The 23,100-nt window shown below is 39.2% G+C and carries 24 protein-coding genes; 5 read left to right on the forward strand and 19 right to left on the reverse strand.

The annotated features are described in order from the left end of the window. Positions 1 to 10: 10 nt before the first annotated feature. The 8 genes from EHW90_RS09435 to EHW90_RS09470 form a co-directional block, all read right to left on the reverse strand. On the reverse strand, positions 11 to 1,249 hold the full coding sequence (locus EHW90_RS09435; RefSeq protein WP_040458278.1) for a peptidase U32 family protein: 1,239 nt from the start codon (positions 1,247 to 1,249) through the stop codon (positions 11 to 13). A 1-nt stretch (position 1,250) separates the two neighbouring features. Continuing rightward, positions 1,251 to 1,898, reverse strand: a complete 648-nt coding sequence (locus EHW90_RS09440; RefSeq protein ID WP_124952499.1) for an O-methyltransferase — start codon at positions 1,896 to 1,898, stop codon at positions 1,251 to 1,253. After that, a complete protein-coding gene (locus EHW90_RS09445) occupies positions 1,882 to 2,229 on the reverse strand; it encodes an endolytic transglycosylase MltG (protein ID WP_243113953.1) in 348 nt (115 codons plus the stop codon). Before EHW90_RS09445 ends, EHW90_RS09440 begins: the two co-directional genes overlap by 17 nt. Positions 2,230 to 2,293: 64 nt before the next feature. Further along, positions 2,294 to 4,363, reverse strand: a complete 2,070-nt coding sequence (locus tag EHW90_RS09450) for a ribonuclease J (protein ID WP_408610032.1) — start codon at positions 4,361 to 4,363, stop codon at positions 2,294 to 2,296. 74 nt (positions 4,364 to 4,437) lie between these two features. Beyond that, positions 4,438 to 4,704, reverse strand: coding sequence for a DUF1292 domain-containing protein (locus EHW90_RS09455; RefSeq protein ID WP_124952501.1), 267 nt, complete (start codon positions 4,702 to 4,704; stop codon positions 4,438 to 4,440). Next, positions 4,701 to 5,132, reverse strand: a complete 432-nt coding sequence (gene ruvX, locus EHW90_RS09460; protein WP_009446886.1) for a Holliday junction resolvase RuvX — start codon at positions 5,130 to 5,132, stop codon at positions 4,701 to 4,703. Before ruvX ends, EHW90_RS09455 begins: the two co-directional genes overlap by 4 nt. A 140-nt stretch (positions 5,133 to 5,272) precedes the next feature. Further along, positions 5,273 to 5,530 (reverse strand): IreB family regulatory phosphoprotein, encoded by a 258-nt coding sequence (locus EHW90_RS09465; protein WP_009446888.1) that lies wholly within the window; start codon positions 5,528 to 5,530, stop codon positions 5,273 to 5,275. A 91-nt stretch (positions 5,531 to 5,621) separates the two neighbouring features. Further along, positions 5,622 to 7,007 (reverse strand): MiaB/RimO family radical SAM methylthiotransferase, encoded by a 1,386-nt coding sequence (locus EHW90_RS09470; RefSeq protein WP_124952502.1) that lies wholly within the window; start codon positions 7,005 to 7,007, stop codon positions 5,622 to 5,624. Between the two features lie 134 nt (positions 7,008 to 7,141). Here EHW90_RS09470 and EHW90_RS09475 point away from each other — a divergent pair, with 134 nt between their 5' ends. Next, a complete protein-coding gene (locus tag EHW90_RS09475) occupies positions 7,142 to 7,375 on the forward strand; it encodes an HPr family phosphocarrier protein (protein WP_007593716.1) in 234 nt (77 codons plus the stop codon). A gap of 40 nt (positions 7,376 to 7,415) precedes the next feature. On the opposite strand, the gene thiI is transcribed toward EHW90_RS09475, so the two are convergent. The 8 genes from thiI to EHW90_RS09515 all read right to left on the reverse strand — a co-directional run bounded on the left by thiI (position 7,416) and on the right by EHW90_RS09515 (position 15,075). Continuing rightward, positions 7,416 to 8,603 carry a tRNA uracil 4-sulfurtransferase ThiI gene (thiI, locus tag EHW90_RS09480; RefSeq protein ID WP_124952503.1) on the reverse strand — a complete coding sequence of 396 codons (1,188 nt, stop codon included), beginning with the start codon at positions 8,601 to 8,603 and terminating at the stop codon, positions 7,416 to 7,418. Next, positions 8,603 to 9,757 (reverse strand): cysteine desulfurase family protein, encoded by a 1,155-nt coding sequence (locus EHW90_RS09485; protein ID WP_124952504.1) that lies wholly within the window; start codon positions 9,755 to 9,757, stop codon positions 8,603 to 8,605. Before EHW90_RS09485 ends, thiI begins: the two co-directional genes overlap by 1 nt. Further along, entirely contained in the window at positions 9,758 to 10,495 is a 738-nt protein-coding gene (locus tag EHW90_RS09490; RefSeq protein WP_124952505.1) for a 16S rRNA (uracil(1498)-N(3))-methyltransferase, read from the reverse strand. Beyond that, positions 10,496 to 11,461: a 50S ribosomal protein L11 methyltransferase gene (gene prmA / locus EHW90_RS09495; protein WP_124952506.1), complete on the reverse strand. Its 966-nt coding sequence runs from the start codon at positions 11,459 to 11,461 to the stop codon at positions 10,496 to 10,498. A 304-nt stretch (positions 11,462 to 11,765) separates the two neighbouring features. Next, positions 11,766 to 11,945 (reverse strand): 50S ribosomal protein L32, encoded by a 180-nt coding sequence (gene rpmF / locus EHW90_RS09500; RefSeq protein ID WP_124952507.1) that lies wholly within the window; start codon positions 11,943 to 11,945, stop codon positions 11,766 to 11,768. A 69-nt stretch (positions 11,946 to 12,014) separates the two neighbouring features. Continuing rightward, a complete protein-coding gene (locus EHW90_RS09505) occupies positions 12,015 to 13,217 on the reverse strand; it encodes an acetate/propionate family kinase (protein ID WP_207667042.1) in 1,203 nt (400 codons plus the stop codon). Between the two features lie 26 nt (positions 13,218 to 13,243). Beyond that, positions 13,244 to 14,245 (reverse strand): phosphate acetyltransferase, encoded by a 1,002-nt coding sequence (gene pta / locus EHW90_RS09510; protein WP_124952509.1) that lies wholly within the window; start codon positions 14,243 to 14,245, stop codon positions 13,244 to 13,246. A gap of 179 nt (positions 14,246 to 14,424) precedes the next feature. Further along, positions 14,425 to 15,075, reverse strand: coding sequence for a YesL family protein (locus EHW90_RS09515; RefSeq protein ID WP_124952510.1), 651 nt, complete (start codon positions 15,073 to 15,075; stop codon positions 14,425 to 14,427). A gap of 170 nt (positions 15,076 to 15,245) precedes the next feature. Between EHW90_RS09515 and EHW90_RS09520 the strand changes: the two genes are divergently transcribed. From EHW90_RS09520 to EHW90_RS09530, 3 genes are read left to right on the forward strand one after another with little or no spacing between them, the layout of a single operon-like run. Then, positions 15,246 to 15,920, forward strand: coding sequence for a GntR family transcriptional regulator (locus tag EHW90_RS09520; RefSeq protein WP_167456750.1), 675 nt, complete (start codon positions 15,246 to 15,248; stop codon positions 15,918 to 15,920). Positions 15,921 to 15,931: 11 nt separating this feature from the next. Beyond that, on the forward strand, positions 15,932 to 16,774 hold the full coding sequence (gene kduI / locus EHW90_RS09525) for a 5-dehydro-4-deoxy-D-glucuronate isomerase (RefSeq protein ID WP_124952512.1): 843 nt from the start codon (positions 15,932 to 15,934) through the stop codon (positions 16,772 to 16,774). Then, complete coding sequence (locus tag EHW90_RS09530) at positions 16,774 to 17,577, forward strand: gluconate 5-dehydrogenase (RefSeq protein WP_124952513.1); 804 nt, start codon at positions 16,774 to 16,776, stop codon at positions 17,575 to 17,577. The genes kduI and EHW90_RS09530 overlap by 1 nt, the downstream gene beginning before the upstream one ends. A 44-nt stretch (positions 17,578 to 17,621) precedes the next feature. Here EHW90_RS09530 and EHW90_RS09535 read toward each other — a convergent pair whose 3' ends face one another. The 3 genes from EHW90_RS09535 to EHW90_RS09545 are packed head-to-tail and all read right to left on the reverse strand — an operon-like array spanning position 17,622 to position 21,029. Continuing rightward, positions 17,622 to 19,787 carry a DUF6449 domain-containing protein gene (locus EHW90_RS09535; RefSeq protein WP_124952514.1) on the reverse strand — a complete coding sequence of 722 codons (2,166 nt, stop codon included), beginning with the start codon at positions 19,785 to 19,787 and terminating at the stop codon, positions 17,622 to 17,624. Continuing rightward, positions 19,762 to 20,661, reverse strand: coding sequence for an ABC transporter ATP-binding protein (locus EHW90_RS09540; RefSeq protein WP_124952515.1), 900 nt, complete (start codon positions 20,659 to 20,661; stop codon positions 19,762 to 19,764). The genes EHW90_RS09535 and EHW90_RS09540 overlap by 26 nt, the downstream gene beginning before the upstream one ends. Beyond that, entirely contained in the window at positions 20,658 to 21,029 is a 372-nt protein-coding gene (locus EHW90_RS09545; RefSeq protein ID WP_124952516.1) for a GntR family transcriptional regulator, read from the reverse strand. The genes EHW90_RS09540 and EHW90_RS09545 overlap by 4 nt, the downstream gene beginning before the upstream one ends. Positions 21,030 to 21,181: 152 nt before the next feature. Here EHW90_RS09545 and typA point away from each other — a divergent pair, with 152 nt between their 5' ends. Then, positions 21,182 to 23,017 (forward strand): translational GTPase TypA, encoded by a 1,836-nt coding sequence (gene typA / locus EHW90_RS09550; protein WP_124952517.1) that lies wholly within the window; start codon positions 21,182 to 21,184, stop codon positions 23,015 to 23,017. Positions 23,018 to 23,100: the final 83 nt, after the last annotated feature.

Genomic DNA, 23,100 nt, shown 5'->3' on the forward strand with positions numbered 1-23,100 from the left:
TATACCTCCACTACTGTCTTTCGGGATTATAAACTCTCAGTATATCTCCTTCTTCCACTACCTGCTTGTCAAATGTCACCTTCAAAAGCTGTAAAGGATGCGGAGCACTCTCCATCTTCTCATCCTTGTCATTCTCTATAGATTCCACCTTCAGTGATATATTCTCACCGTTTTTCTTCATAACTTCGATATTGTCACCTACAAAGAATCTGTTCTTTTGATTAAAGATTGCTCTGCCCTCTTTATCTACTTCATTCACCGTACCTATATAAATATAGTTTTTTACATAGGTATTGCTGTCATATATCTGTGTATCGCTGTCAGGCTTACCGAAGAAAAATCCTGTGGTAAACTCTCTGTAAGTACACTTTCCTATCTCGGACTTGTACCACTCAAGATTTTCTTTGAAAGTTTCTTCAGACTTAAGGTAGTCGTCTATAGCCTTTCTGTATGTCCTTGCCACTGTAGCCACATAGAGTGCCGTTTTCATTCTGCCCTCTATCTTAAAGCTGTCAATGCCCGCTTTAATCAAATCGGGGATATACTCAATCATACAAAGATCTTTGGAATTGAAAATATATGTGCCTCTCTCATTCTCATATACAGGCATATATTCACCCGGTCTTTTCTCCTCCACAACAGAATATTTCCACCTGCATGAGTGAGTACACTCACCTCTGTTGGCATCCTTTCCTGTAAAGAAATTGCTTAGCAGACATCTGCCCGAGTATGACATACACATAGCACCGTGTACAAATGTCTCTATCTCCATCTGCTCAGGTATATTTTCCCTTATCTTTCTTATCTCCTCAAGCGAAAGCTCTCTGGCTGTAACCACTCTGCTTGCTCCAAGCTTCCACCAAAAAAGATATGTGGCATAGTTTGTATTGTTGGCCTGTGTGGAAATATGTATCTCAACCTCCGGCCATACCTCCTTTGCTATGGTAAATATTCCGGGGTCGGATATAATAAGTGCATCCGGTCCTATTTCCTTAAGCTCGTTAAAGTAAGACCTTGCCGCCTCCAAGTCGTCATTATGTCCGAGTATATTTGCCGTTACATAGACCTTTTTGCCTCTACTGTGGGCGTACTCTATACCGGCTTTCATATCCTCTTTTGTAAAATTCTTTGCCTTTGCTCTAAGGCTGAAAAATTCACCGCCTATATATACCGCATCGGCACCGTAATCTATTGCTACCTTCAGGTTCTCAAGATTGCCTGCCGGTATCAAAAGTTCCAAGTTTCTCAATTTACCTCCTGCTTCTACTCAGTAAAACTCCATCTCCTATTGAAAATATCCATGATTCCAAAGTCTCATCATGCAAAAGAAGATATATATATTCTCTCATTCTCTTATGTATTGTCTTATCTCTTTTTCTTATTGCAAAGGAAGACTCCGCCAAGTCTCCCTCCTGCAAACAATTATCCGAGAAAATCATTCCTGATTCTTTTAAAAGTTTCTTTACCATAGGCAGCCAGGTGATATACTGCGCCTTTGCCGCATCCATAAAGATAAAATCAAACTTCTCACCCTTATCGACCATGCTCTTAAGTATCTCCCCGGCATCACCTTCCAATATACTTGTTCTGCTTTCAAAATCAGCATATTTTATATTTCTTTTAGCTTCTTCCACCCTATCAGGCATTTTTTCAACAGTCACTATATCCGCATCGGAGTTTTCAAGCATAACCGCAGCGGAATAACCGACAGCACAACCGATTTCCAAAATAGAACCCGGATTTTGCATCTTCAATACAAATTTCAAAAAATTTTCGGTATCTCTTTTTATAATCGGTATGTAATTTCTTTTAGCCTCAGCCCTTATCTCTTCCAGTGCCTTGGAGTTCACCGGAGAAATGATATCAAGATATTCCAGTACTTTAGGATTTGTTATCATTTTTATTGTTCTCCGAAACACCGTCGTCAATCATCTCAAGTATCTGTCTGGATGTCTGTGAGGTGTTGAATGTATACTCGCCCGCATGCATTCTGATATCAAAAAATTTGGCCTGTATCTCAAAGGAAAACTTATTTTCGATGACTCCCGCGCTGTATAACTCATCCGCCAGTTTCTTAAAACTCGTCCCTTCTTCCACAGTCACTTCAACATTTCTGCCGGGTGGTGAGTCCACACTTGACGCATAAAATATACTGTGTCCGAACTGATAAGAAAAAGGTATACCTACCAGCATTATCAGCACAAGAATATATGTAACAATTCTTCCCAAAAAAGAAGTCACTCTTTTTTTTGTCTTCCTCTTAGATGTAGTTTCTTTGCTCATTTAGTACCCTTTAATGTACCTCCATTATTATTGGCAATATAACAGGATTTCTCTTCATCCTCTTCCACAAAAACTCGCTCAAAGAATCTCTTACCACATTCTTTATCTTAGCCCAGTCCGTGATTCTGGCGTGAAGGCAATCCGCTACAGCTTCTCTTACCACTGCACTCGCCTCGTTCATCAAATCGGTAGACTCTCTCACATATACAAAGCCCCTTGAAACTATGTCGGGACCTGATAAAAGTCTGTTGGTTCCATGCTCAAGACTCATTGCCACTATTATTATACCATTTTGTGACAAGCTTTGCCTATCACGAAGTACAATATTTCCGACATCGCCTACACCGAGGCCGTCTACAAAGACTCCGCCTGCCTCTACATGGCCTACTATCTTACATGAATCCTCTCCAAGTTCCACAACATCACCGCTTGACATTATAAGTACATTCTCACTTGGGATTCCTACCGCCTCGGCAAGTCCTCTTCCCGCCATAAGATGTCTGTACTCACCGTGAACAGGCAGCGCAAACTTCGGCTTTAAAAGTGAGTACATAAGCTTAATCTCTTCCTGACAAGCGTGTCCGGATACATGAGTATCCTGAAAGATTACCTCGGCACCCTTCATAGAAAGCTCATTTATAACCTTTGAAACAGCCTTTTCATTTCCCGGGATAGGTGTTGAACTCATAATTACAACATCCTCAGGCACTATCTCCACTTTTCTGTGTATGGAAGAAGCCATTCTTGAGAGTGCCGCCATTGACTCTCCCTGACTTCCGGTAGTGATAATAACCGTCTTTTCCTGCGGATAATCTCTCAAATGATCTATATCAATAAGTGTTCCTTCAGGAATATCTATATATCCGAGGTCTGCGGCGGTTCCTATGACATTGACCATGCTTCTGCCTTCCACCACCACTTTTCTGTCATACTTATATGCGGTGTTGATTATCTGCTGCACTCTGTCCACATTTGAAGCAAAAGTCGCTACGATTATTCTACTGTCCTTATGCTCTGCAAATATCATATCAAATGTCTTGCCCACAGTTCTCTCGGACATTGTAAATCCCGGTCTGGTGGCATTGGTGGAGTCACAAAGCATTGCAAGACAGCCCTGCTTTCCTATCTCAGCCATTCTTCCAAGGTCGGCCGGATCTCCGAATACCGGTGTGTAGTCCACCTTAAAGTCACCTGTATGGAAAATCGTGCCTGCCGGAGAGTGTATTGCAAGTGCCGCAGCATCAGCTATAGAGTGATTTGTCTTTACAAACTCGACATTAAAATCTCCCAGCTTTACCGTATCTCCGTACTTTACCACATTCAGCTTTGCCGTATCGTCTATCTGATGTTCTTTAAGTTTCTTTTCAATAAGCGCACAGGTAAGCTTCGTACCGTAGACAGGCACATTAAGCTGCTTTAATATATACGGCAGCGCTCCGATATGGTCCTCATGACCATGTGTTATACAAAATCCCTTTACCTTAAGATAGTTGTCCTTCAGATATGTTATATCAGGTATTACAAGGTCTATTCCGAGCATATCGTCGCTTGGGAAGGCCAGTCCGCAGTCAACCACCATAATGCTGTCATCGTACTCAAATGCGGTGATATTCATACCGATTTGCTCAAGTCCGCCAAGCGGTATTATCTTTATCTTCTTACTTGCTTTCTTTGCCCTGCCCCTTCTTTTTTTGTTGGTATTCTCCATAAGTATATTTGATACCTGCTCCGCCAAAGAAGGTACATTTCTGTCAGGAGCCACATATCTTGCCCCTGTTTTTTTCATTTCTTCGGATACTTCACTTATACCTGCATCTCTCTTGCTTTCGGCAGTCTTTGATTTTCTTGTTCCGGTTCTTCTTACAGGCTTTTTTTCAAGCGACTTTTCTTCTGTAGTGTTTGCCTGACCGGCCTCTGCTGTATTCTCTTCATTTGAAGTCGCTCTTTTTTTGGTACCCTGTTCATGCTTTAATCTGGCGTTAACCGTTCTTTCTTTTTTTACTTTCTTTTCAGGTTTTTCTCCAAATTCATTTGTGCTTGCTTCACTCAGTTCCTTGCTTTCCTGCATTATTCTTTGCATATTCAGCAACGGATTCTTCTCATTCTCGTTCAAAACTTATTCCTTTCTAATTCTAATATATAAACAGATATAAATTATCTAACAATATCTATATCATCCATCATCTTTTCAAATATATCAAATACCGAATCCAGCTCGTTTTCATCTTCTACAAATATATAATTGGCGTCCTCACAATCACCGCTTGAAATATCCTTCATAATATAACATTCGCCGTCTTCGCCATCAAAGCTGTCTGTAACCAGTATATAGCTGATTCCGTTTATCTTGGTTTCTTCCAAAACACTAAGTTTTATATTTTCACCGTCTTCCGATAAAAAAGATACTGTATCGTTTTTCATTTCTTCTTCTCCATATATTCTCTCAAAATAATACCGGCCGCCACCATATCAATGAACTGCTTTCGATTTTCCTTCTTCACACCGGACTCATCCAGTATCTCATCGGCTTCCACCGTAGTCAGTCTTTCATCCTGCATCACAATCGGAACATCCACTCTTTTTTTCAGCTTCTCTACAAACTCCATTGTAAGAGCCACTCTCTCGTTGCTCTTTCCGTTCATATTTATAGGCAGTCCTACCACTATTTCTTTTATATTATTTTCTTCCACTATCTTGGCAATCCTTGCCAAGGATCTTCTGAGCTTATTTTCTTTATCTCTCTCAATGGTCTCAAAAGGCTGCGCCGTAAGCCCCAATGAGTCGCTTATAGCTACTCCGATAGTCTTTGAGCCATAGTCAAGTCCCATGATTCTATCTTTCAAATCCACTTTTTTCTCCAAACTGTAAAAAGAAGCCTACCTCCAAAGCAAACTTCTTCATACATTTTACTCATATTTAAAATATGTTTTATTGTATGACCCAGCCTCAGAAGGTCCATCACGCGGCTTTATGATTCATCTTAAAAAGTTCAGCTAAGATTCTTCTCAATATAACTTTTTAACAACTCTTCCACTATCTCATCACGCTCAACCTTCATAATGAGACTTCTTGCACTCTTGTGACTCGTGATATAAGTCGGATCTCCTGACATCACATAGCCGACTATCTGATTTACAGGATTATATCCCTTCTCTGTCATAGCCTCATAAACCAGCTTCAACACTTCCTTGACATCCATCTTATTTTCTTGTACTGCCCTAAAATATTGTGTATTTTGAACATCCATCTTATCACGCTTCCTTTTCTAATAAGTTTTATTCTATCACGATTGCAGGTTATATTGCAATATTATTTTTAAAGTTCAGAAAATAAAACCTTTATACATTATTTTGTTCTTTTTCCATCAACAATATATCATCAGTCAAAAACCGGGCTATTTTACCTTTTATGATATCGTTTGTATTCAGTCCGTCCTTTAAAACGGCAATCTTTACATATTCCTTTGTATAACCTGTATAATACTCTTTTCCATCCAATGTAAAAGTCTCCTCACAAAGTACCTCATCAACTTTTGTGATTCTTTGACTTCTGAACTCTCTTTGATTGGCCAAATTTATTTCATTCAATATATTTGCCCTTTTTGCCTTCTCATTGCCGTCCACCTGCGGCATATGTGCGGCTTTTGTGCCTTCTCTTACGGAGTAGGGGAAAATATGAGTTTCATAAAACTTTACTTTCTCTACAAAGGCTTTACTCTCTTCAAAATCTCTTTCACTTTCTCCCGGAAATCCCACAATAATATCAGTGGTAATTGCAGGAGAGTCAAAATACTTTCTGATAAGCTCCACTCCCTCATAAAACTCACTTGCAGTATACTTTCTTTTCATACTCTTTAGAGTCTTGTCACATCCGCTCTGTAAACTAAGATGAAAATGAGGGCAAAACTTGTTTATTTCACTAAGGCTCTTTATAAATCCTTCTTTTATAATTCTCGGTTCAAGTGAGCCTATACGAATTCTTTCTATTCCATCCACTTTTGCTATATTTTCTATCAGATTAAGCAGCTCGTTCTTCGTTACAAACTCCTCGTCACTTTCCTCGGTCTGTGTGAGCAACTCCATTCTTTTATTGTATGACTCATCCAAAAAGTCCACTCCGTATGATGAGAGATGTATACCTGTAAGTACCACTTCCTTATATCCTGAAGATGCAAGCTTTTTTACCTCTTCTATGATATTTTCCATCTTCCTGCTTCTCACCCTACCCCTTGTAAAGGGAATAATACAGTATGAGCAAAACTGGTTGCAGCCGTCCTGCACTTTTATAAAAGCTCTGGTATGGTCATTTATCTTACTTATATTGAACTCTTCATACTCGGTATTTTTATTTATATCAATTATGAACCTGTTTTCATTCTTATCCTGCAAATACTCATTTATTATATTTACAATCTCGTTTTTGTTATTGTTTCCGACAATTATATCAATACTTAGGTCCTCATCAATTTTTTCCTTTGCGGACTCCACATAGCAACCTGCCGCTACAACTATGGCATCTTCATTCATCTTTCTCGCCCTGTGAAGCATCTGTCTTGACTTTCTGTCTGCAATATTTGTCACCGAGCAGGTATTTATAATATATACATCCGCTTTTTTACCGAAATCCACACATTTATAGCCTGCAGCCTCCATCAGCTGCTGCATAGCCTCCGTTTCATATGTATTTACCTTACAGCCCAGTGTGTGAAAAGCAACTGTTTTCATAAAAATCCTTTCTAACTTTTCAAATGTCATTGACTTTACTATAAAATTTATATAGGATATAGGCAGAAGCTAATGTGCAAATACTTTTATGTGTTTGTTGCATTCACACAATATTTTTTACAATGGAGGATTATATGAAAACAGTTCAAATTTCCCTTAATTCCATCGACAAAGTAAAGTCATTTGTTAACGAATTGGCTAAGTACGATGTAGACTTTGACTTAGTTTCAGGAAGATATGTTATAGATGCAAAATCAATAATGGGTATCTTCAGCTTAGACTTATCAAAGCCTATCGATCTTAACATTCACGCTGAGGATAATGTAGAGCAGATACTTGAGGCACTCTCTCCATATATCATCAAATAATATTTTTTTAATCCGGCAGATATATCTGCCGGATTTTTTATTACTTCGCCTTTACCAAAATTCTTTCTTTAGTCTCAAGCGCCCTTTCCAAAAGCTCTTCTATCTTTCCTTTAAGGCTCTTTTCAGATCTCTCAATACCTTCAAGTGCAGGCTTTGTCACAGGGTGCTTTGCAACAAATATTGTACAGCAGTCCTCATATGGCTGTATAGAAGTCTCATATGTGCCTATCTTCTCCGAAATTTCCACAATCTCCTGCTTATCAAAACCTATAAGAGGTCTGAATACCGGCAATGTGGCTGCCGCATCTGTGGTAAGCAGCGACTGTATTGTCTGAGATGCCACCTGTCCTATACTCTCACCTGTTATAAGCGCCTGATCGCCGTTTTCCACAGCTATTCTCTCAGCAATCTTCATCATATACCTTCTCATGATGATTGTAAGTTCCTCATGTGGGCAGTTCTCATATATTGCAAGCTGAATATCCGTAAAATTGATTATATGTAAGTTTATAGGTCCGCTGTATCTTGCCACAATCTCTGCAAGCTCTATTACCTTTCTCTTTGCTCTCTCCGAAGTATAAGGCGGTGCGTGGAAATATACCGCTTCCACTCTCACACCTCTTTTTGCAATCATATATCCCGCTACAGGTGAGTCTATTCCGCCTGATAAGAGTAACATCGCTTTACCGTTTGTACCTATAGGCATTCCTCCCGGTCCCGCTATCTCAAGTGAATATATATTGATAAAGGTTCTTATCTCTACTTTGATAAGCACATCAGGCTTTCTTACATTTACTCTTATCTCGGGAAATGCATTTAATATCACCTCTCCAAGGTCTGCATTGATACTCTCTGAAGTACCCGGGAAACTCTTGTCCGCTCTTCTGGTATCCACCTTAAAGGTGAAATTCTTATCCGGATACACTTCATCCACATATTCAACCACACTTTTTTTCAGATTTTCATAGTCCTTTGACTCTATTCTGACCATAGGACAGATGCCGACTATTCCGAATACCTTACTGAGTCTGTCTATGGTGTCCTCGTAGTCATAATCTCCGTCGGTATCCACATATATTCTTCCAAGTTCTTTTGATACAAAGAACTTGCCTTCCACTTCTTTTAATGCAATTCTGATTTGCTTCATCAGGGCATCTTCAAACATATATCTGTTCTTGCCCTTTACACCTATTTCACCGTATTTAATTAAAAATGATTTGTACTTCATTATTTCCTCACAAATTTTCTAAGAAGCGGCAAAAGCTCCTTCAGATTGTCTATAAGATACTTTGCCTCATCCATATTGTTGAGCTCGGATAAGGAAATCCTTATGGTAGCATCCAATAAATCTTCCCTTATACCTACAGCCTTAAGCGTTCCCGATATACCCGGATGATTTGAAGAGCATGCCGAACCGCTTGAAACATATATTCCTCTGTCTTCCAAGGCGTGTAATAAAACTTCCGCACGAATATCCTCAAACGATACACTTATAATCTGCGGTGCGAAGTTATCGCCTCTTCCGGTATTTAATACGGCTCCGTCTATTTTCTCAAGTTCATCCATAATAAAGTTTTTAAGGCTCTTTATCTTTTCAATTCTGTCATCAAACTCGTCATAGGCTTCCTTTGCGGCAACTCCCATTCCGGCAATTCCGGTAGTATTTAATGTGCCGCTTCTCATACCTCTTTGATGTCCGCCTCCGAATATAATAGGATTTATCTTCACATTGCCGTCAATATATAAAAATCCGACTCCCTTAGGGCCGTGAAACTTATGTCCTGATGCGGAAAGCATATCAATTCCCTGTGTTTTAGGATTTATTCTGAGCTTTGTATATGCCTGTATTGCATCTACATGAAAGAGAGTGTTTGCATTCTTACTCTTTATTATCTTTGATATCTCATCAACAGGCTCCACAGCACCGATTTCATTGTTTACATACATAATTGAAACCAGTATTGTATCTTCTCTGATGCTTTCTTTTAGTACCTCAAGGTCCACTCTTCCTGTTTTATCTACAGGCAGCACAGTCAGTTCAAATCCCTCTTCCGCCAAAAATGTCGCCGGCATATATACGGCAGGATGCTCTATTCCCGATATTATTATATGCTTTCCAAGCCTCTTTTTTGCCATAGCGGTTCCTAAAAGTGCCATATTATTGGACTCGGTTCCGCCTGATGTAAAGATTATCTCACTTTTTTTGACTTTGAGGGTCTTTGCTATTGTTTCAGCTGCATCCTTTACATATTTTTCGGCATCTACACCTTTTATATGCTTCGCACTGCTGTTTGCATAGTCCTCCCTCATAGTCTTTAACATTATATCTATGGCTTTTTCGCTTACTTTTGTAGAAGCCGAGTTGTCAAAATATGCGTCCATCTATTCTTCTTCCAATCTGATCATTATATTACTGAGCAATGCAAGTCCGGCTGTCTCCGTCCTTAGGATCCTTTTGCCGAGTGTAATCACATCAAACCCCGAGTCTGTCGCCTTTTTCACTTCAGCTTCCTCAAATCCGCCTTCAGGTCCGATAAAAACGGCTATATTATTTTTGGTATCCAGACTCTCAAGTACACTCCTGGTCTTTTTGATACCTTGTGCATTCTCATAAGGTAATAATTTTACACCATAGTCCTTTACCGTTTCAAGTGCATTTTCGACAGTCTGCGGCTTTAATACTTTCGGAACAATACTTCTCTTTGACTGTTTGGCCGCACTCTCTGCGATAGCATTCCATCTGCTTACTTTAGCGTCGACTTTCTTTTCATCTATCTTTACCACAACTCTTTTTGTCTTTACAGGTATTATTTCACTTACGCCAAGTTCTATCGCCTTTTGTATTATCATTTCAAGCTTGTCGGATTTGGGAATACCCTGCAGCAATGTAATCTTTACAGGCAGCTCTCTTTGTTCCATGCTCTCAAGCACTTTCAAATCCACCCTGTCCGAGCTTGTCTTTTCTATCTTACAAAGATAATCCCAATCTCCTTTTACACTGATTAGAAGTTCTTCTCCGACCTTCATCCTGAGAACATTTACTATATGATTTACATCACTGCCTGTTATATACGCATTTTCGCCGTTTACCTGCTCTTCTTCCACAAAAAAATGATACATCTATCCCCTCTTTTTTGCCACGATACTTACCCACTCTCCAAGGTGGTTTATCTCGATGATTTCAAAATCCTCACTCTTTTTGAAAGCAAGCACCACATCGGCTTCCTTTGTATCTATTATTCCGGATGTTATGAATATTCCGCCTTTTCTCATATGCTTTGCTACAGTCTTTATAAGCTCTATGATAACAGGAGCCAAAATATTGGCTGTAACTATATCAAACTTTTCATAGCCTGCCATATCCATTACATTCTCATCAGTCAGGATATCTCCGCACACCGCTACAAACTCGGTCATACCTATTTCATTGCTTATCATATTTTCCATGACCGCATCTATAGCCATATCGTCAAGGTCCGTTCCGAATACACATTCCGCTCCAAGCTTTAATGCAGCGATTCCAAGTATTCCGCTTCCTGTACCTATATCAAGCACTTTGGCTTCAGGCTTTGTCTTAAGATACTTCTCAAGTGCCAGTATACACAGCTTGGTAGTCTCATGCGAACCTGTACCGAATGCAGTACCGGGATCTATCTGTATAAGTGTCTTATACTTTGCATCCTCAGGTATCTCTTCCCAGGTAGGCTTTATAAGTATATCGCCCACATAAAAAGGCTTAAAATACTGCTTCCAGTTGTTTATCCAGTCTTTATCTTCAGTTTCGGACTTTGTAAGCACGCCGTCACCTATATCGCAAAACTCTTTAAGTTCTTCCAATGTATTATGGATATCCTCCAAAAGCTTTGTATTGTCCGCCTCGGAATCCAGATAAAAGCTTACTTTTGCTACACCTTCATCCTTTGGAAGTTCAGGCAAAATATCTATGAACATTCCCTTTGTCTCTTCGGCTGTAAGAGGTACATTGTCTTCTATCTCAATACCTTCCACACCTATATCTCCAAGCGATGCACTTATAATGTCCACCGCATCGGTCTTTGTAATAAGAGTATACTTCTCCCACTTCATATACTTACTCCTACCTTATATTATTATGGTTGTATTATTATGGTTGCAGCTTACCGTTTCACAATCCTTGTAGCGTTTAGCTGTGCGCAAAAAGCGAGACAGGATTCAGCAGCCGAGGACCTGTCTGAGTGCAGTTCGCTGCTTTCCAAGCGAACAAACGAGTTCCACAGGCTGCGTAAAATCCTGCGAAGCTTTTAAGCACAGCTGCGTTTAGGATTGTGAAACATAAGCTGTTAACTTTATATATAATAGAACAACAGGGCTGCCACCAAGTAGCAACCCTGTTAATCCGATCAGTAGAATATTATTCTACTGTTACTATTTCACGCTTGTTATATGAACCACATGCCTTACAAACTCTATGAGGAAGCATTAACTCTCCACACTTAGGACATTTTACAAGACTTGTAGCTGACATCTTCCAGTTAGCTCTTCTCTTATCTCTTCTACCGCGAGATGTTTTATTCTTTGGACAAATTGACATTCTTTCACCTCCTTATCTCGAGTCACAAAACTTGTTTTATTATAATGGTAAAGGTTTCACTTGTCAATATTATTTTTTAGCCAATCTGTAAGCATCTCTTGCTATAGCCAATTCCTCATTTGTAGGCATAAGAATAAGCTTAACCTTAGAATCAGGGGTTGAAATCATAGTTCTCTTACCGCGAACATTGTTTGCATTATCATCAATCTTTGCACCGAGATATCCGAAAGCGTTTCCTACAATTCTTCTTGTTTCCTTATCGTTCTCGCCTACACCGGCTGTAAAGCAGATAGCATCCACTCCGCCCATTGCGGCTATATATGCACCTACATACTTGATAATTCTGTATCTGAACGCCTCAAGTGCAACTTCGGCAAGCTTATTTCCGTCTGCTGCGGCATTCTCAATATCTCTGAAATCTGATGATATACCGCCGCTCATTCCGAGTACACCCGACTTTTTGTTGAGGATATTTAATACCTCGTCAACGCTTCTGTTCTCCTTGTTACAGATATACTGTACTATTGCAGGATCGATATCTCCCGATCTTGTACCCATGATAAGACCCTCAAGAGGAGTAAGACCCATTGATGAATCTATACATTTGCCGCCTATAGATGCGGATATTGATGCACCGTTTCCAAGGTGACATACCACTACCTTTGCATTGTCTTTATCAAGGTTTGCAAACTCAATAGCCTCATGTGATACATACATATGGCTTGTACCGTGGAAACCGTATCTTCTGATATGATACTTGTCATAGTACTCACTTGGAATAGCATACTTATATGCTTTCTCAGGCATTCCCATACCGAATGATGTATCAAAAGCGGCTACATTTGTAATTCCCGGCATTGCCTTTTCTACAGCTTCAATACCCATAAGGTTTGCAGGGTTGTGAAGCGGTGCAAGATCACAGTACTTCTTTATCTCAGCCTTTACCTCATCGTCAATAACTACGGAATCAGGATACTTAACGCCACCCTGTACAACTCTGTGTCCTACAGCTGCGATTTCACTTGCATCCTTTATTACGCCGTGCTCTTTGTCTGTAAGAGCCTCAAATACAAGCGCTATAGCCTCTGTATGATCTTTTACGTCCTTCTCTATGATATACTTGTCTTTTCCGATAGGCTCATGTGTAAGCTTTGATCCCGGTATTGCTATTCTCTCAAACAATCCCTTTGCTAAAGGCTCTTCATTCTCCATGTTTATAAGCTGATACTTAAGTGATGAGCTGCCACAGTTTATAACCAAAATATTTTTCATAAGAAACTCCATTCCTCGTGTTTAATTTATTTATCTTCTCCCGCCGCCTGAATTGCTGTGATTGCAACTACACCGACAATATCCTCAGCCGAACATCCTCTTGAAAGGTCGTTTACAGGCTTTGCAATACCCTGACACATAGGTCCGTAAGCATTTGCCTTTGCAAGTCTTTGAACAAGCTTATAACCGATGTTTGCAGCATCAAGATCAGGGAATACAAGTACATTTGCATGTCCTGCCACATTTGAACCCGGCGCCTTAGCTTCTCCGACCTCAGGAACGATAGCCGCATCAAGCTGAAGTTCTCCGTCAAGACAAAGATCAGGTGCAAGCTCTTTTGCAATTCTTGTAGCCTCTACAACCTTTGTTACATCGTCATGCTTTGCACTTCCTTTTGATGAGTGGCTGAGCATTGCAACCTTAGGCTCCTTTCCTACAAGGAACTTAAAGCTATCAGCTGATGAGAGTGCAATAGCTGCAAGCTTCTCAGGATCAGGATTTTGCTCAAGTGAGCAGTCCGCAAATACAAATACACCGTCCTCTCCGAATTCACAGTTTGGAACTTCCATTACGAAGAATCCTGAAACAAGCTTTGTACCCGGCTTTGTCTTTATTATCTGTAATGCAGGTCTAAGTGTATTGGCTGTTGAATGACATGCACCGCTTACAAGACCGTCAGCATCTCCCGCCTTGAGCATCAGGCATCCGTAAGTTGTATAGTCGCTTAACATTTGCTTTCTTGCATCTTCATGAGTAAGTCCCTTTGACTTTCTGAGTTCTACAAAGAGGTCCTCATATTCTTGTGTCTTTTCATAAGTATTTGGATCAATTATTGTCGCTCCTGTGATATCAAAACCCTTTGAATACTCCTCCACTTCCTGTGGTGTTCCGATAATTATCAGGTTTGCCAAACCGTCTTTCAAGATTGTTTCGGCAGCCTTGAAGGTTCTCTTATCCATTGACTCCGGCAATATTATAGTTTTCTTACTTTTCTTTGCTCTCTCTCTTAGTTGATCCATCATTGACATATGACATATCCCTTTCTGTTCTTACAGCATATAGCTTATATTTAACCTGTGCTTATTTGCACAACAAAAAGCTCATCCGAGCTCATATATCTATAGTATAGTAAAAAAAAAGACACAATACAAGCTTTAAGATTAGTTAATAAAATAACAAAATGTCTAAAAATCAGTACAATATTTTTTTATTCATTATCCTCATTTATATATTTATCGAAGACCATATTGAACTGACTTGCCTGAAACAAAGATATTCCCGAACCGAGTATCAGCACAAGCATGGACATTACTCCGGGCAGTTTCATTATCAGATAATATACCGCTATGAGTATTATTAAACTTCCCGCCAATATGATTATTGTTCTGACAAGGTGCTTTATAGACATGAAAAGCGCCAGCTTGAAAGTCTGCTTTATCGAATTGATAAACTTTGCCTGTATAGGGAATATATACAGGAATATAAAGAGCCACAAAAGTATCAAAAAGCAGGTAACCGTAAATATTATCATTCTTATTACAGTATTATGTATAGGTGAATAAAAGCTGAAAAATCTTATATCAAAGAACAGTATTCCGCCTATCAAAGCCATTATTATCCAAATGATAGTGGACTGCCCTATATTGTCTTTGAAGCTGTGAAAGAACATCGTAAACATTCCTCCGCTGTCACGGTCCTTTGCTATCTTAAGTGTACAGTAATACATAGCAGTTGTGGACGCTCCGAAAGTTACTATCGGTATGGAGCATATCACCCAAAGCAGGTTAAGAATAAACAAGTCCCATATTCTGCCGACAAATCTCCATACAGGATTGTCATAATTAAAAAATCCGCCCATATATTTCTCCTTGTTATTTTTTATTTCTTGGATACAAGTTTATCTAAATCTTGGATACAAGTTTTTGATTGACTTATTAAAATATCCGTTATATTATGGTCTTATAAACCCGTTAATCATAGCATAAAACAATGCTTGCATACAAGGTTAATTTGTGTCTGAAAGGGGGTATGAGTATTTCTACCGTTCAAAATATTTATTCGGAAATTGAAAACGATATATTGATGCTTAAGCTTAAGCCGGGGCAGCTTATAAGTGAAAACAGCCTTTGCACAAGGTACAATGTTTCAAGAACTCCGATACGCTCCGCTCTCTCAAGACTTGCAGGCGTGGGGCTTGTAGATATAGTTCCAAAGAGCGGTTCAAGAGTATCCATGATAAATATGGAAATTGTAAAGCAGATCATATATGAAAGATTTGCCCTTGAGAGCATGGTACTTAAAGACTTCATCACCATTGCAACAGAGAACGATATTAAAAAGATTGAAAAGAGCGTTATCAAGCTTACAAAAAGCTATGAAAATACCAAAAACTTTAAGCCTGATAAATTCAAGGAGACAGATTTATCCATGCATGAATTGTGGTATAAGAAGACCGGACATACCTATCTTTGGGAACAGATAAGAAAATCCGACTCCAATTACACAAGATTTTGCATGCTGGATATGCTTGAATGTAAAAACTACGAGCAGGTAATACTTGAGCATAAGCAGATGTATGAGATGATTAAAAACAGAGATACCTCAAAGATAGAGGAAGTAGTTAAAAAGCATCTTTACGGCGGTATTGAGAGGGTCAATGCTGCCTTAAGCAACAAATTTGATGAAATGTTTATAGCATATTAAAGGAGGATATTATGGACATTCGTTATTCAGCAAATCAAAGAGACTTTAAATTTTACACCACAGACGAGATAAGAGATGAATTCCTTATTCAGGACCTGTATCAGCCTGATACTGTAGTTGCAGTATATTCACATGTGGACAGAATGGTAACTTTAGGCTGTATGCCTGTAAATGAGACGGTTTCAATAGATAAGGGCATCGATGTTTGGTCAAACTTCGGTACAAGCTACTTTCTGGAAAGAAGAGAAATCGGTATTTTCAATATAGGCGGCAAGGGTGAAATCGTTGCGGATGATGAAACCTTCACACTTGACTATAAAGATTGCCTATATATCACAAAGGGCACAAAGAATGTTACATTCAGAAGTTTTGACAAAAGCAGCCCTGCAAAGTTTTATATGGTAAGCGCTCCGGCACATATTTCATATAAGACAAAATTTATATCAATAAAGGATGCCGCCAAGAAGCCTCTTGGAGATAATAAGACTTCCAATAAGAGAGTTATCAATCAGTTTATACATCCGGATGTCCTTCAGACCGCTCAGCTTTCCATGGGTATGACGGTACTTGACGAGGGTAATGTATGGAATACCATGCCTGCACATACTCATGAAAGAAGAATGGAGATTTATATGTACTTTGAAGTTCCAAAGGACAATGTTATCTTCCACCTTATGGGTGAGCCTAATGAAACCAGACATATTGTAATGCACAATGAAGAAGCCGTTATCTCACCTTCTTGGAGTATACATTCTGCTGCAGGTACATCAAACTATACCTTTATCTGGGCAATGGGCGGCGAGAATCAGGCATTTGACGATATGGATGTTATAAAGAATGAGGATTTGAGATAATGGAGAATGTTTTAAACAGCTTTAGGCTTGACGGAAAAATTGCACTTGTTACAGGTGCATCTCACGGTATAGGCTTTGCAATGGCAAAGGCACTTTTTGGCGCAGGTGCAAAGGTAGTATTTAACAGCAGTTCAGAGGACGGACTGAAAAAGGGTCTTGAAGCATATAAAAAAGAAAATATTGATGCAAAAGGTTATGTATGTGATGTAACCGATGAGGACGATGTAAAAAAAATGGTAGCTGATATTGAAAAGAATATCGGTGAAATAGATATTCTTATAAACAATGCCGGCATCATAAAAAGAATTCCGATGACAGATATGAGCGTGGATGAGTTTAACTCGGTTATAGATGTGGACCTTGTAGCACCTTTTATTATGGCAAAGGCTGTTTTACCTAACATGGTAAAGAGAAGAAGCGGCAAAATAATAAATATCTGCTCCATGATGAGTGAGCTTGGAAGAGAAACTGTAAGCGCCTATGCCGCAGCAAAGGGCGGTCTTAAGATGCTTACAAAAAATATAGCTTCCGAATACGGACAGTACAATATTCAGTGCAACGGTATAGGACCCGGATATATTGCAACCTCACAGACTGCTCCTCTTCGAAAGGTACAGCCTGACGGAAGCAAGCATCCTTTTGATTCATTTATACTTGCAAAGACTCCTGCCAACAGATGGGGAGACCCTGCCGACCTTGCAGGCCCTGTAGTTTTCCTCTCATCCTCCGCATCAGATTTTGTAAACGGACATATACTCTACGTGGACGGCGGAATACTTGCATATATAGGAAAACAACCGTAAAATAAAAACGGCGGCCTCAGTATCTGATACCGCCACATTTTTACTTATTTAACATTTTCCGGTATATCCCCTCTTTTGAAGTGGTACTGTAAACCGCCTCCGTAGGCATCACTTACATCGCTCTTTAGATAGATCAATACATTAAAGTTTACATCCTCATTCAAATCCTCTTTATAAGGGCTGTCACATACTACAACTTTATCAAGTATCTCCTCTATATCCTTGGCATCCGTAAACACCTTGGTTCCGGTTTCATTGTATGAATCATAGTACGTTTCTATTTGCTCAGGATTAAACTCACTTACCTCTATTCTGTCAATATCCTCTACAGACATTTTTTCCTTTAAATCCACTCCCATTGCCTTAAGCATGGCAACAGTCTCTTTAAACTCAGGGTATACCGGATAATATCCGACATCGTCCATCAGATCCGCATATTTGCTGTCAGGTGAATAATCACTGTAGTTTCCTCTGTCCTTATATGCTGCATCCAAAATCTTTTGTGCATCGACATCATTGAATCTTATAGATGCAAAAGGATATGACTTTACCTTTGTATCATATTTAAGGCTCATAAGTTCCTTCTTATAAACTTCTGTAAGCTTAGCCAAATCTCCGTTTTCAGATGTCAGGTGCTTATCATTATCTTTTATACCGTTAAAGTCCACACTTACTATATTTTTTGAGTCTTCCGAGAGTATCGGATACATTCCCGTTTTGTAGCCTTCGTCATCATATATGCTTGAAAGCTCTTTTATAGCGGCATCAAAATCAATATTGTAGACTCTTTGCACCTTTTTACCCGATTTAAGCTTATATGATATAAGTACACGTTCTGATATACTGTCCGCACGCCACTCACTGCTTAAATTGGCTACTCCAAGCTTTGCAAGTGCCACAACCGCTTCCTTATCCTTTATATTCATTTCTCGCATAAGCATAGATTCTATATCATTGTCACTTGCATACTCGATATTTGTAATTGAATCATACCTTGTTTCGTTATGAAAACCCATTTCATTGAAATACTGTGATGCATTGCTCTCCAAAAAATCGGATACTACGGCGGCACTGCTTATATCACTTACCTTCGGTATATATCTGTCGTAGCCGAATATATCAAATTGAAATACCGCAGCAACAAATAAAGAAATAACTATACATATGAGCATCTGTAATTTCTTTGCAAAAATCTTTTTAAAATCCTGATTATATATTATCTCCATTATACAATGTGTGATAATTCCGGCGGAGACTGCCCCGAATACCCCCCATGCAATACTGTTACTCATCATCTCATAACCGAACAGGTACATAAGCATACTCATAAAGATTACAATCATAAACTTTATCGGCAGCTTTATTATATTAAAGCTTATACTCTTACCGGCACTCTCAGATGCTCTCTTCCTATATAGAAGTAAATTTATTACAAGCAAAACTATACTGCCGACTACGGCTATAAGCATTTTTTCACGGAGTCTTCCGTCAAACACTCCGAATATAACCATAATACCTGAAAGTTTAAGTAAAACTTTTTCCGCTATAAACCCAACCTCATAGTATGTATCAAAGAATGTACTTTCATATCCGCTTATCAACTGTGAAAAAGCCGGTGCATAAAAGTTTAAAAATCCGCAGGCCAATATTCCGATAAGCATATTTCCGGTGAGCATTATCGCAAATATTACTATTGTATAATTGAATATAAAAAGCAATATCCACTCTGCCACAGAGAAAAATGTCGTTACAATAATACCGGCATCACCCATATTTACAAGTACAAGTAAGCTTGCAATAAATGAACAGACAATATAAGGCAAAATTACAATAAGTATTCCGTTTAGTATTTTTACAAAGAAAAGCACTTCTCTTCTTACAGGCAGGCTGTGGTACATATCGACTTTCTTTTTTGAATAAAGATATGAAAATCCCGACATAGCCACAATCACCGCCAATACTACAAATATAAATGCAAACAGCGGATTCTTTATCCCAATATAACTGTAGAAAGTTTGTACAAACTCCACCTTATAACTTAACAGATCCGTAGGCTCTGAAAATGCCCTGTTGTATTTGTACATACTTAACATCATTGCGGTTCCCACAATATGTGAAAAGAAGAATATCAGAATGCTGACGGCAAGTGTCCAAATCCTTACCTTGAAATCTTCCTTCAGCAGTTTAAAAAATAAGCTTTTTGATGTCATAACCGTAGACCTCCGTTTCACTTATAAATATTTCCTCAAGACTAAGATCCATAATCTCAAAAAATACCGGATGAAACTCTTCCATCTTAGCCCTTATCTCTTCTTCCTCTCCCTTGAGAGTGATTGTATACACACGTCCGCTGTTTTTCATCTGCATAATATCAAGCGACTTTAACCTGTCCATATCGAAATCAGTTTCAAACACACACTGTATTTTATGAATATTAAGTTTCATATCCGATACATCTTTTGAAAGAAGTATTCCTCCTTTATGTAAGAGTCCTACATGATCACAGATATCCTCAAGCTCTCTTAAGTTGTGTGAGGCTATTATAGGAGTCAGACCTCTCTCATCCATCTCCTTTGCAAAAAGGCTCTTCACCGCCTGTCTCATAACAGGGTCAAGTCCGTCAAAGGTCTCATCACAGAGCAGATACTTGGTATTTGACGCCACTCCGAGTGCAATACAAAGCTGCTTTTTCATTCCCTTTGAAAAGGTATTTATCTTTCTGTTTATACCCAGGTCAAGTGCAGCCAGAAGCTTTTCGCACTTGAGTGTATCAAAGTTTTTATATACGGATGAATAAAACTTCATCATTTCCTTTGCATTGGTATTTGCAAAGAAATACTGCTCATCAGAGATATAAAAAAACTTCTCTTTTGCATTTATATTTTCAAATACGCTCTCGTTATCAATAAGTATCTCACCGCTCTCAGGCTTTAATATTCCTGCAAGTATCTTTAAAAAGGTACTCTTTCCGGCACCGTTGGTTCCTATAAGTCCGAAGACATTTCCGTCTCTTATAGTTGCACTTATACTGTCAAGCGCCTTGATATCTTCAAAGCTCTTACTTAAGTTCTTTGCCTCAATCATACTTCCTCCTTCTTCTTATAAAACTCATCCGCTTTTTTACAAAATTCATCTCTGTCTATAAGTCTCTTTGACTTGTCTACCAGCTCCCGAAGTTCATTGAACAAGACATTTTTCTTATTTTCCTTTATTTTGTCCATATCCGATACAAAGCTTCCGATACCCTTTACGCTGTATACATAGCCTTCTCGCTCAAGCTCGATGTAGGCCTTTTGTATAGTGTTAGGATTTATTGAAAGCTCCATTGCAAGGCTTCTCACAGACGGAAGCTTATCTCCCGGAGACAATACCCCTATAAGCATCAGATCAGACAACTTGTCAACCACCTGCTCATAGATAGGTCTCTTATCCCTTGAGTCAATCACAATCATAGGCTTCTCCTTTAACTGTATTATCTATCATAGTACAGTAAGTATAGCATTATATTTAAGTAATTTCAACATCCAAGTAAAATTTTATATATGGAAAATCCCATAAAACAATGCTATAATAGGTATTTGTAAATTTTTATGAGGAAGTATATATGATAACAACAAGAGAAGATATAAGAAATATTGCCATTATCGCCCATGTAGACCATGGTAAAACTACACTCGTTGACCAGCTTCTAAAGCAGAGCGGTGTTTTCAGAGCGAACCAGGAAGTGGCTGAAAGAGTAATGGACTCAAACGATATAGAAAGAGAGAGAGGAATCACCATTCTCTCAAAGAACACCGCCGTACACTACGGTGATGTAAAAATCAATATTATAGATACACCGGGACATGCGGACTTCGGAGGAGAAGTGGAGCGTGTTCTAAAGATGGTAAACGGTGTCGTTTTGGTGGTTGACGCTTATGAAGGTGCCATGCCGCAGACCAAATTCGTACTTAGAAAGGCTCTTGAGCTTGACCTTGAGGTGCTTTGCCTTATCAATAAATGTGACAGAGATGAAGCAAGACCTGAAGAGGTTGTAGACGAGATACTTGAGCTTTTACTTGATCTTGATGCAAATGAGCATCAGCTTGACTGTCCTTTCCTCTTTGCAAGTGCAAGAGGCGGTTGGGCAAGATACAATGTAAATGACACCAACGAGGATATGAAGCCTTTATTTGAGACTATAATCAAGCACATACCTGCACCTACAGGTGATGAAGATGCGGATCCTCAAGTACTTATCAGTACAATCGACTACAATGAATATGTAGGTAGAATAGGTGTAGGTAAGGTGGACAACGGTATCATCAAAGTAAATCAGGAAGTGGCTTTGGTCAATCACCACGACCCCAATAAGATGAAAAAGGTTAAGATAGGTAAGCTCTATGAGTACGAAGGACTGAACAGAGTGGAAGTAAGCGAAGCAAGGATAGGTTCAATAGTGGCTATCTCAGGTATTCCGGATATACATATCGGAGATACACTGACTTCTATCGACAATCCGCAGGCAATACCTTTCCAGAAGATTTCAGAACCTACCATCTCGATGAACTTTATGGTAAACGACTCTCCTCTTGCAGGAAGAGAAGGAAAGTTCATTACATCAAGACATCTGCGTGAAAGACTCTTCAGAGAGCTGAATACGGACGTCAGCCTCAGAGTGGAAGAAACGGAGTCTCCTGACTGCTTTAAAGTATCAGGTAGAGGCGAACTTCACTTATCCGTTCTCATAGAAAATATGAGAAGAGAAGGATTTGAGTTTGCAGTCAGCAAGGCCGAGGTTATCTATCACTATGATGAAAGAAATCAAAAGCAGGAGCCTATGGAGCTTGCATTTGTAGATGTTCCTGACGAATTCTCAGGTGCGGTTATCCAAAAGCTTACTTCAAGAAAGGGTGAGCTTCAGGGAATGAGCCCTACACATGGCGGATATACAAGACTTCAATTCCTCATCCCGTCTCGCGGTCTTATCGGCTACAGAGGTGAGTTTATGACCGACACCAAGGGAAACGGTATTCTCAATACCGAGTTTGAAGGATATGCACCGTACAAGGGTGATATGTTCTACAGGAAAACAGGTTCCATTATTGCATTTGAGAGCGGTGAGTCCATTACATACGGACTTTTCAATGCACAGGAGCGAGGTACTCTCTTTATCGGACCGGGTGAAAAAGTATATGCAGGTATGGTAATCGGAAAGAACGGAAAATCCGAGGACGTCGAAATCAATGTCTGCAAGACAAAGAAGCTTACAAACACAAGATCGTCAAGTGCCGACGAAGCGCTAAGACTTGTTACACCTAAGGTTATGAGCCTTGAAGAGTCGCTTGAGTTTATTGATACCGACGAGCTTTTGGAGGTAACACCTGAGAATCTACGTATCAGAAAGAAAATTCTTGATCCTACACTCAGAAAGCGTTCAATGATCAAGTCAAAACAATAATTATTTCTAAAGGTATCCGTAAGGGTACCTTTTTATAATTAAAAAACAGCATATAAAAGATAAAGATTATTTAAAGCTGATAG

This window comes from Lachnoanaerobaculum orale (genome assembly GCF_003862485.1).
Classification (GTDB): domain Bacteria; phylum Bacillota; class Clostridia; order Lachnospirales; family Lachnospiraceae; genus Lachnoanaerobaculum; species Lachnoanaerobaculum orale.

What these genes read in the sequence shown, in the direction of transcription:
- EHW90_RS09440 (WP_124952499.1), bottom strand. Translation starts at nt 1,898, where the DNA reads ATGATAACAAATCCTAAAGTACTGGAATATCTTGATATCATTTCTCCG.
- EHW90_RS09450 (WP_408610032.1), bottom strand. Translation starts at nt 4,363, where the DNA reads ATGCAAAGAATAATGCAGGAAAGCAAGGAACTGAGTGAAGCAAGCACA.
- EHW90_RS09455 (WP_124952501.1), bottom strand. Translation starts at nt 4,704, where the DNA reads ATGAAAAACGATACAGTATCTTTTTTATCGGAAGACGGTGAAAATATA.
- EHW90_RS09465 (WP_009446888.1), bottom strand. Translation starts at nt 5,530, where the DNA reads ATGGATGTTCAAAATACACAATATTTTAGGGCAGTACAAGAAAATAAG.
- EHW90_RS09470 (WP_124952502.1), bottom strand. Translation starts at nt 7,007, where the DNA reads ATGAAAACAGTTGCTTTTCACACACTGGGCTGTAAGGTAAATACATAT.
- EHW90_RS09475 (WP_007593716.1), top strand. Translation starts at nt 7,142, where the DNA reads ATGAAAACAGTTCAAATTTCCCTTAATTCCATCGACAAAGTAAAGTCA.
- thiI (WP_124952503.1), bottom strand. Translation starts at nt 8,603, where the DNA reads ATGAAGTACAAATCATTTTTAATTAAATACGGTGAAATAGGTGTAAAG.
- EHW90_RS09485 (WP_124952504.1), bottom strand. Translation starts at nt 9,757, where the DNA reads ATGGACGCATATTTTGACAACTCGGCTTCTACAAAAGTAAGCGAAAAA.
- EHW90_RS09490 (WP_124952505.1), bottom strand. Translation starts at nt 10,495, where the DNA reads ATGTATCATTTTTTTGTGGAAGAAGAGCAGGTAAACGGCGAAAATGCG.
- prmA (WP_124952506.1), bottom strand. Translation starts at nt 11,461, where the DNA reads ATGAAGTGGGAGAAGTATACTCTTATTACAAAGACCGATGCGGTGGAC.
- rpmF (WP_124952507.1), bottom strand. Translation starts at nt 11,945, where the DNA reads ATGTCAATTTGTCCAAAGAATAAAACATCTCGCGGTAGAAGAGATAAG.
- EHW90_RS09505 (WP_207667042.1), bottom strand. Translation starts at nt 13,217, where the DNA reads ATGAAAAATATTTTGGTTATAAACTGTGGCAGCTCATCACTTAAGTAT.
- pta (WP_124952509.1), bottom strand. Translation starts at nt 14,245, where the DNA reads ATGTCAATGATGGATCAACTAAGAGAGAGAGCAAAGAAAAGTAAGAAA.
- EHW90_RS09515 (WP_124952510.1), bottom strand. Translation starts at nt 15,075, where the DNA reads ATGGGCGGATTTTTTAATTATGACAATCCTGTATGGAGATTTGTCGGC.
- EHW90_RS09520 (WP_167456750.1), top strand. Translation starts at nt 15,246, where the DNA reads ATGAGTATTTCTACCGTTCAAAATATTTATTCGGAAATTGAAAACGAT.
- kduI (WP_124952512.1), top strand. Translation starts at nt 15,932, where the DNA reads ATGGACATTCGTTATTCAGCAAATCAAAGAGACTTTAAATTTTACACC.
- EHW90_RS09530 (WP_124952513.1), top strand. Translation starts at nt 16,774, where the DNA reads ATGGAGAATGTTTTAAACAGCTTTAGGCTTGACGGAAAAATTGCACTT.
- EHW90_RS09535 (WP_124952514.1), bottom strand. Translation starts at nt 19,787, where the DNA reads ATGACATCAAAAAGCTTATTTTTTAAACTGCTGAAGGAAGATTTCAAG.
- EHW90_RS09540 (WP_124952515.1), bottom strand. Translation starts at nt 20,661, where the DNA reads ATGATTGAGGCAAAGAACTTAAGTAAGAGCTTTGAAGATATCAAGGCG.
- EHW90_RS09545 (WP_124952516.1), bottom strand. Translation starts at nt 21,029, where the DNA reads ATGATTGTGATTGACTCAAGGGATAAGAGACCTATCTATGAGCAGGTG.
- typA (WP_124952517.1), top strand. Translation starts at nt 21,182, where the DNA reads ATGATAACAACAAGAGAAGATATAAGAAATATTGCCATTATCGCCCAT.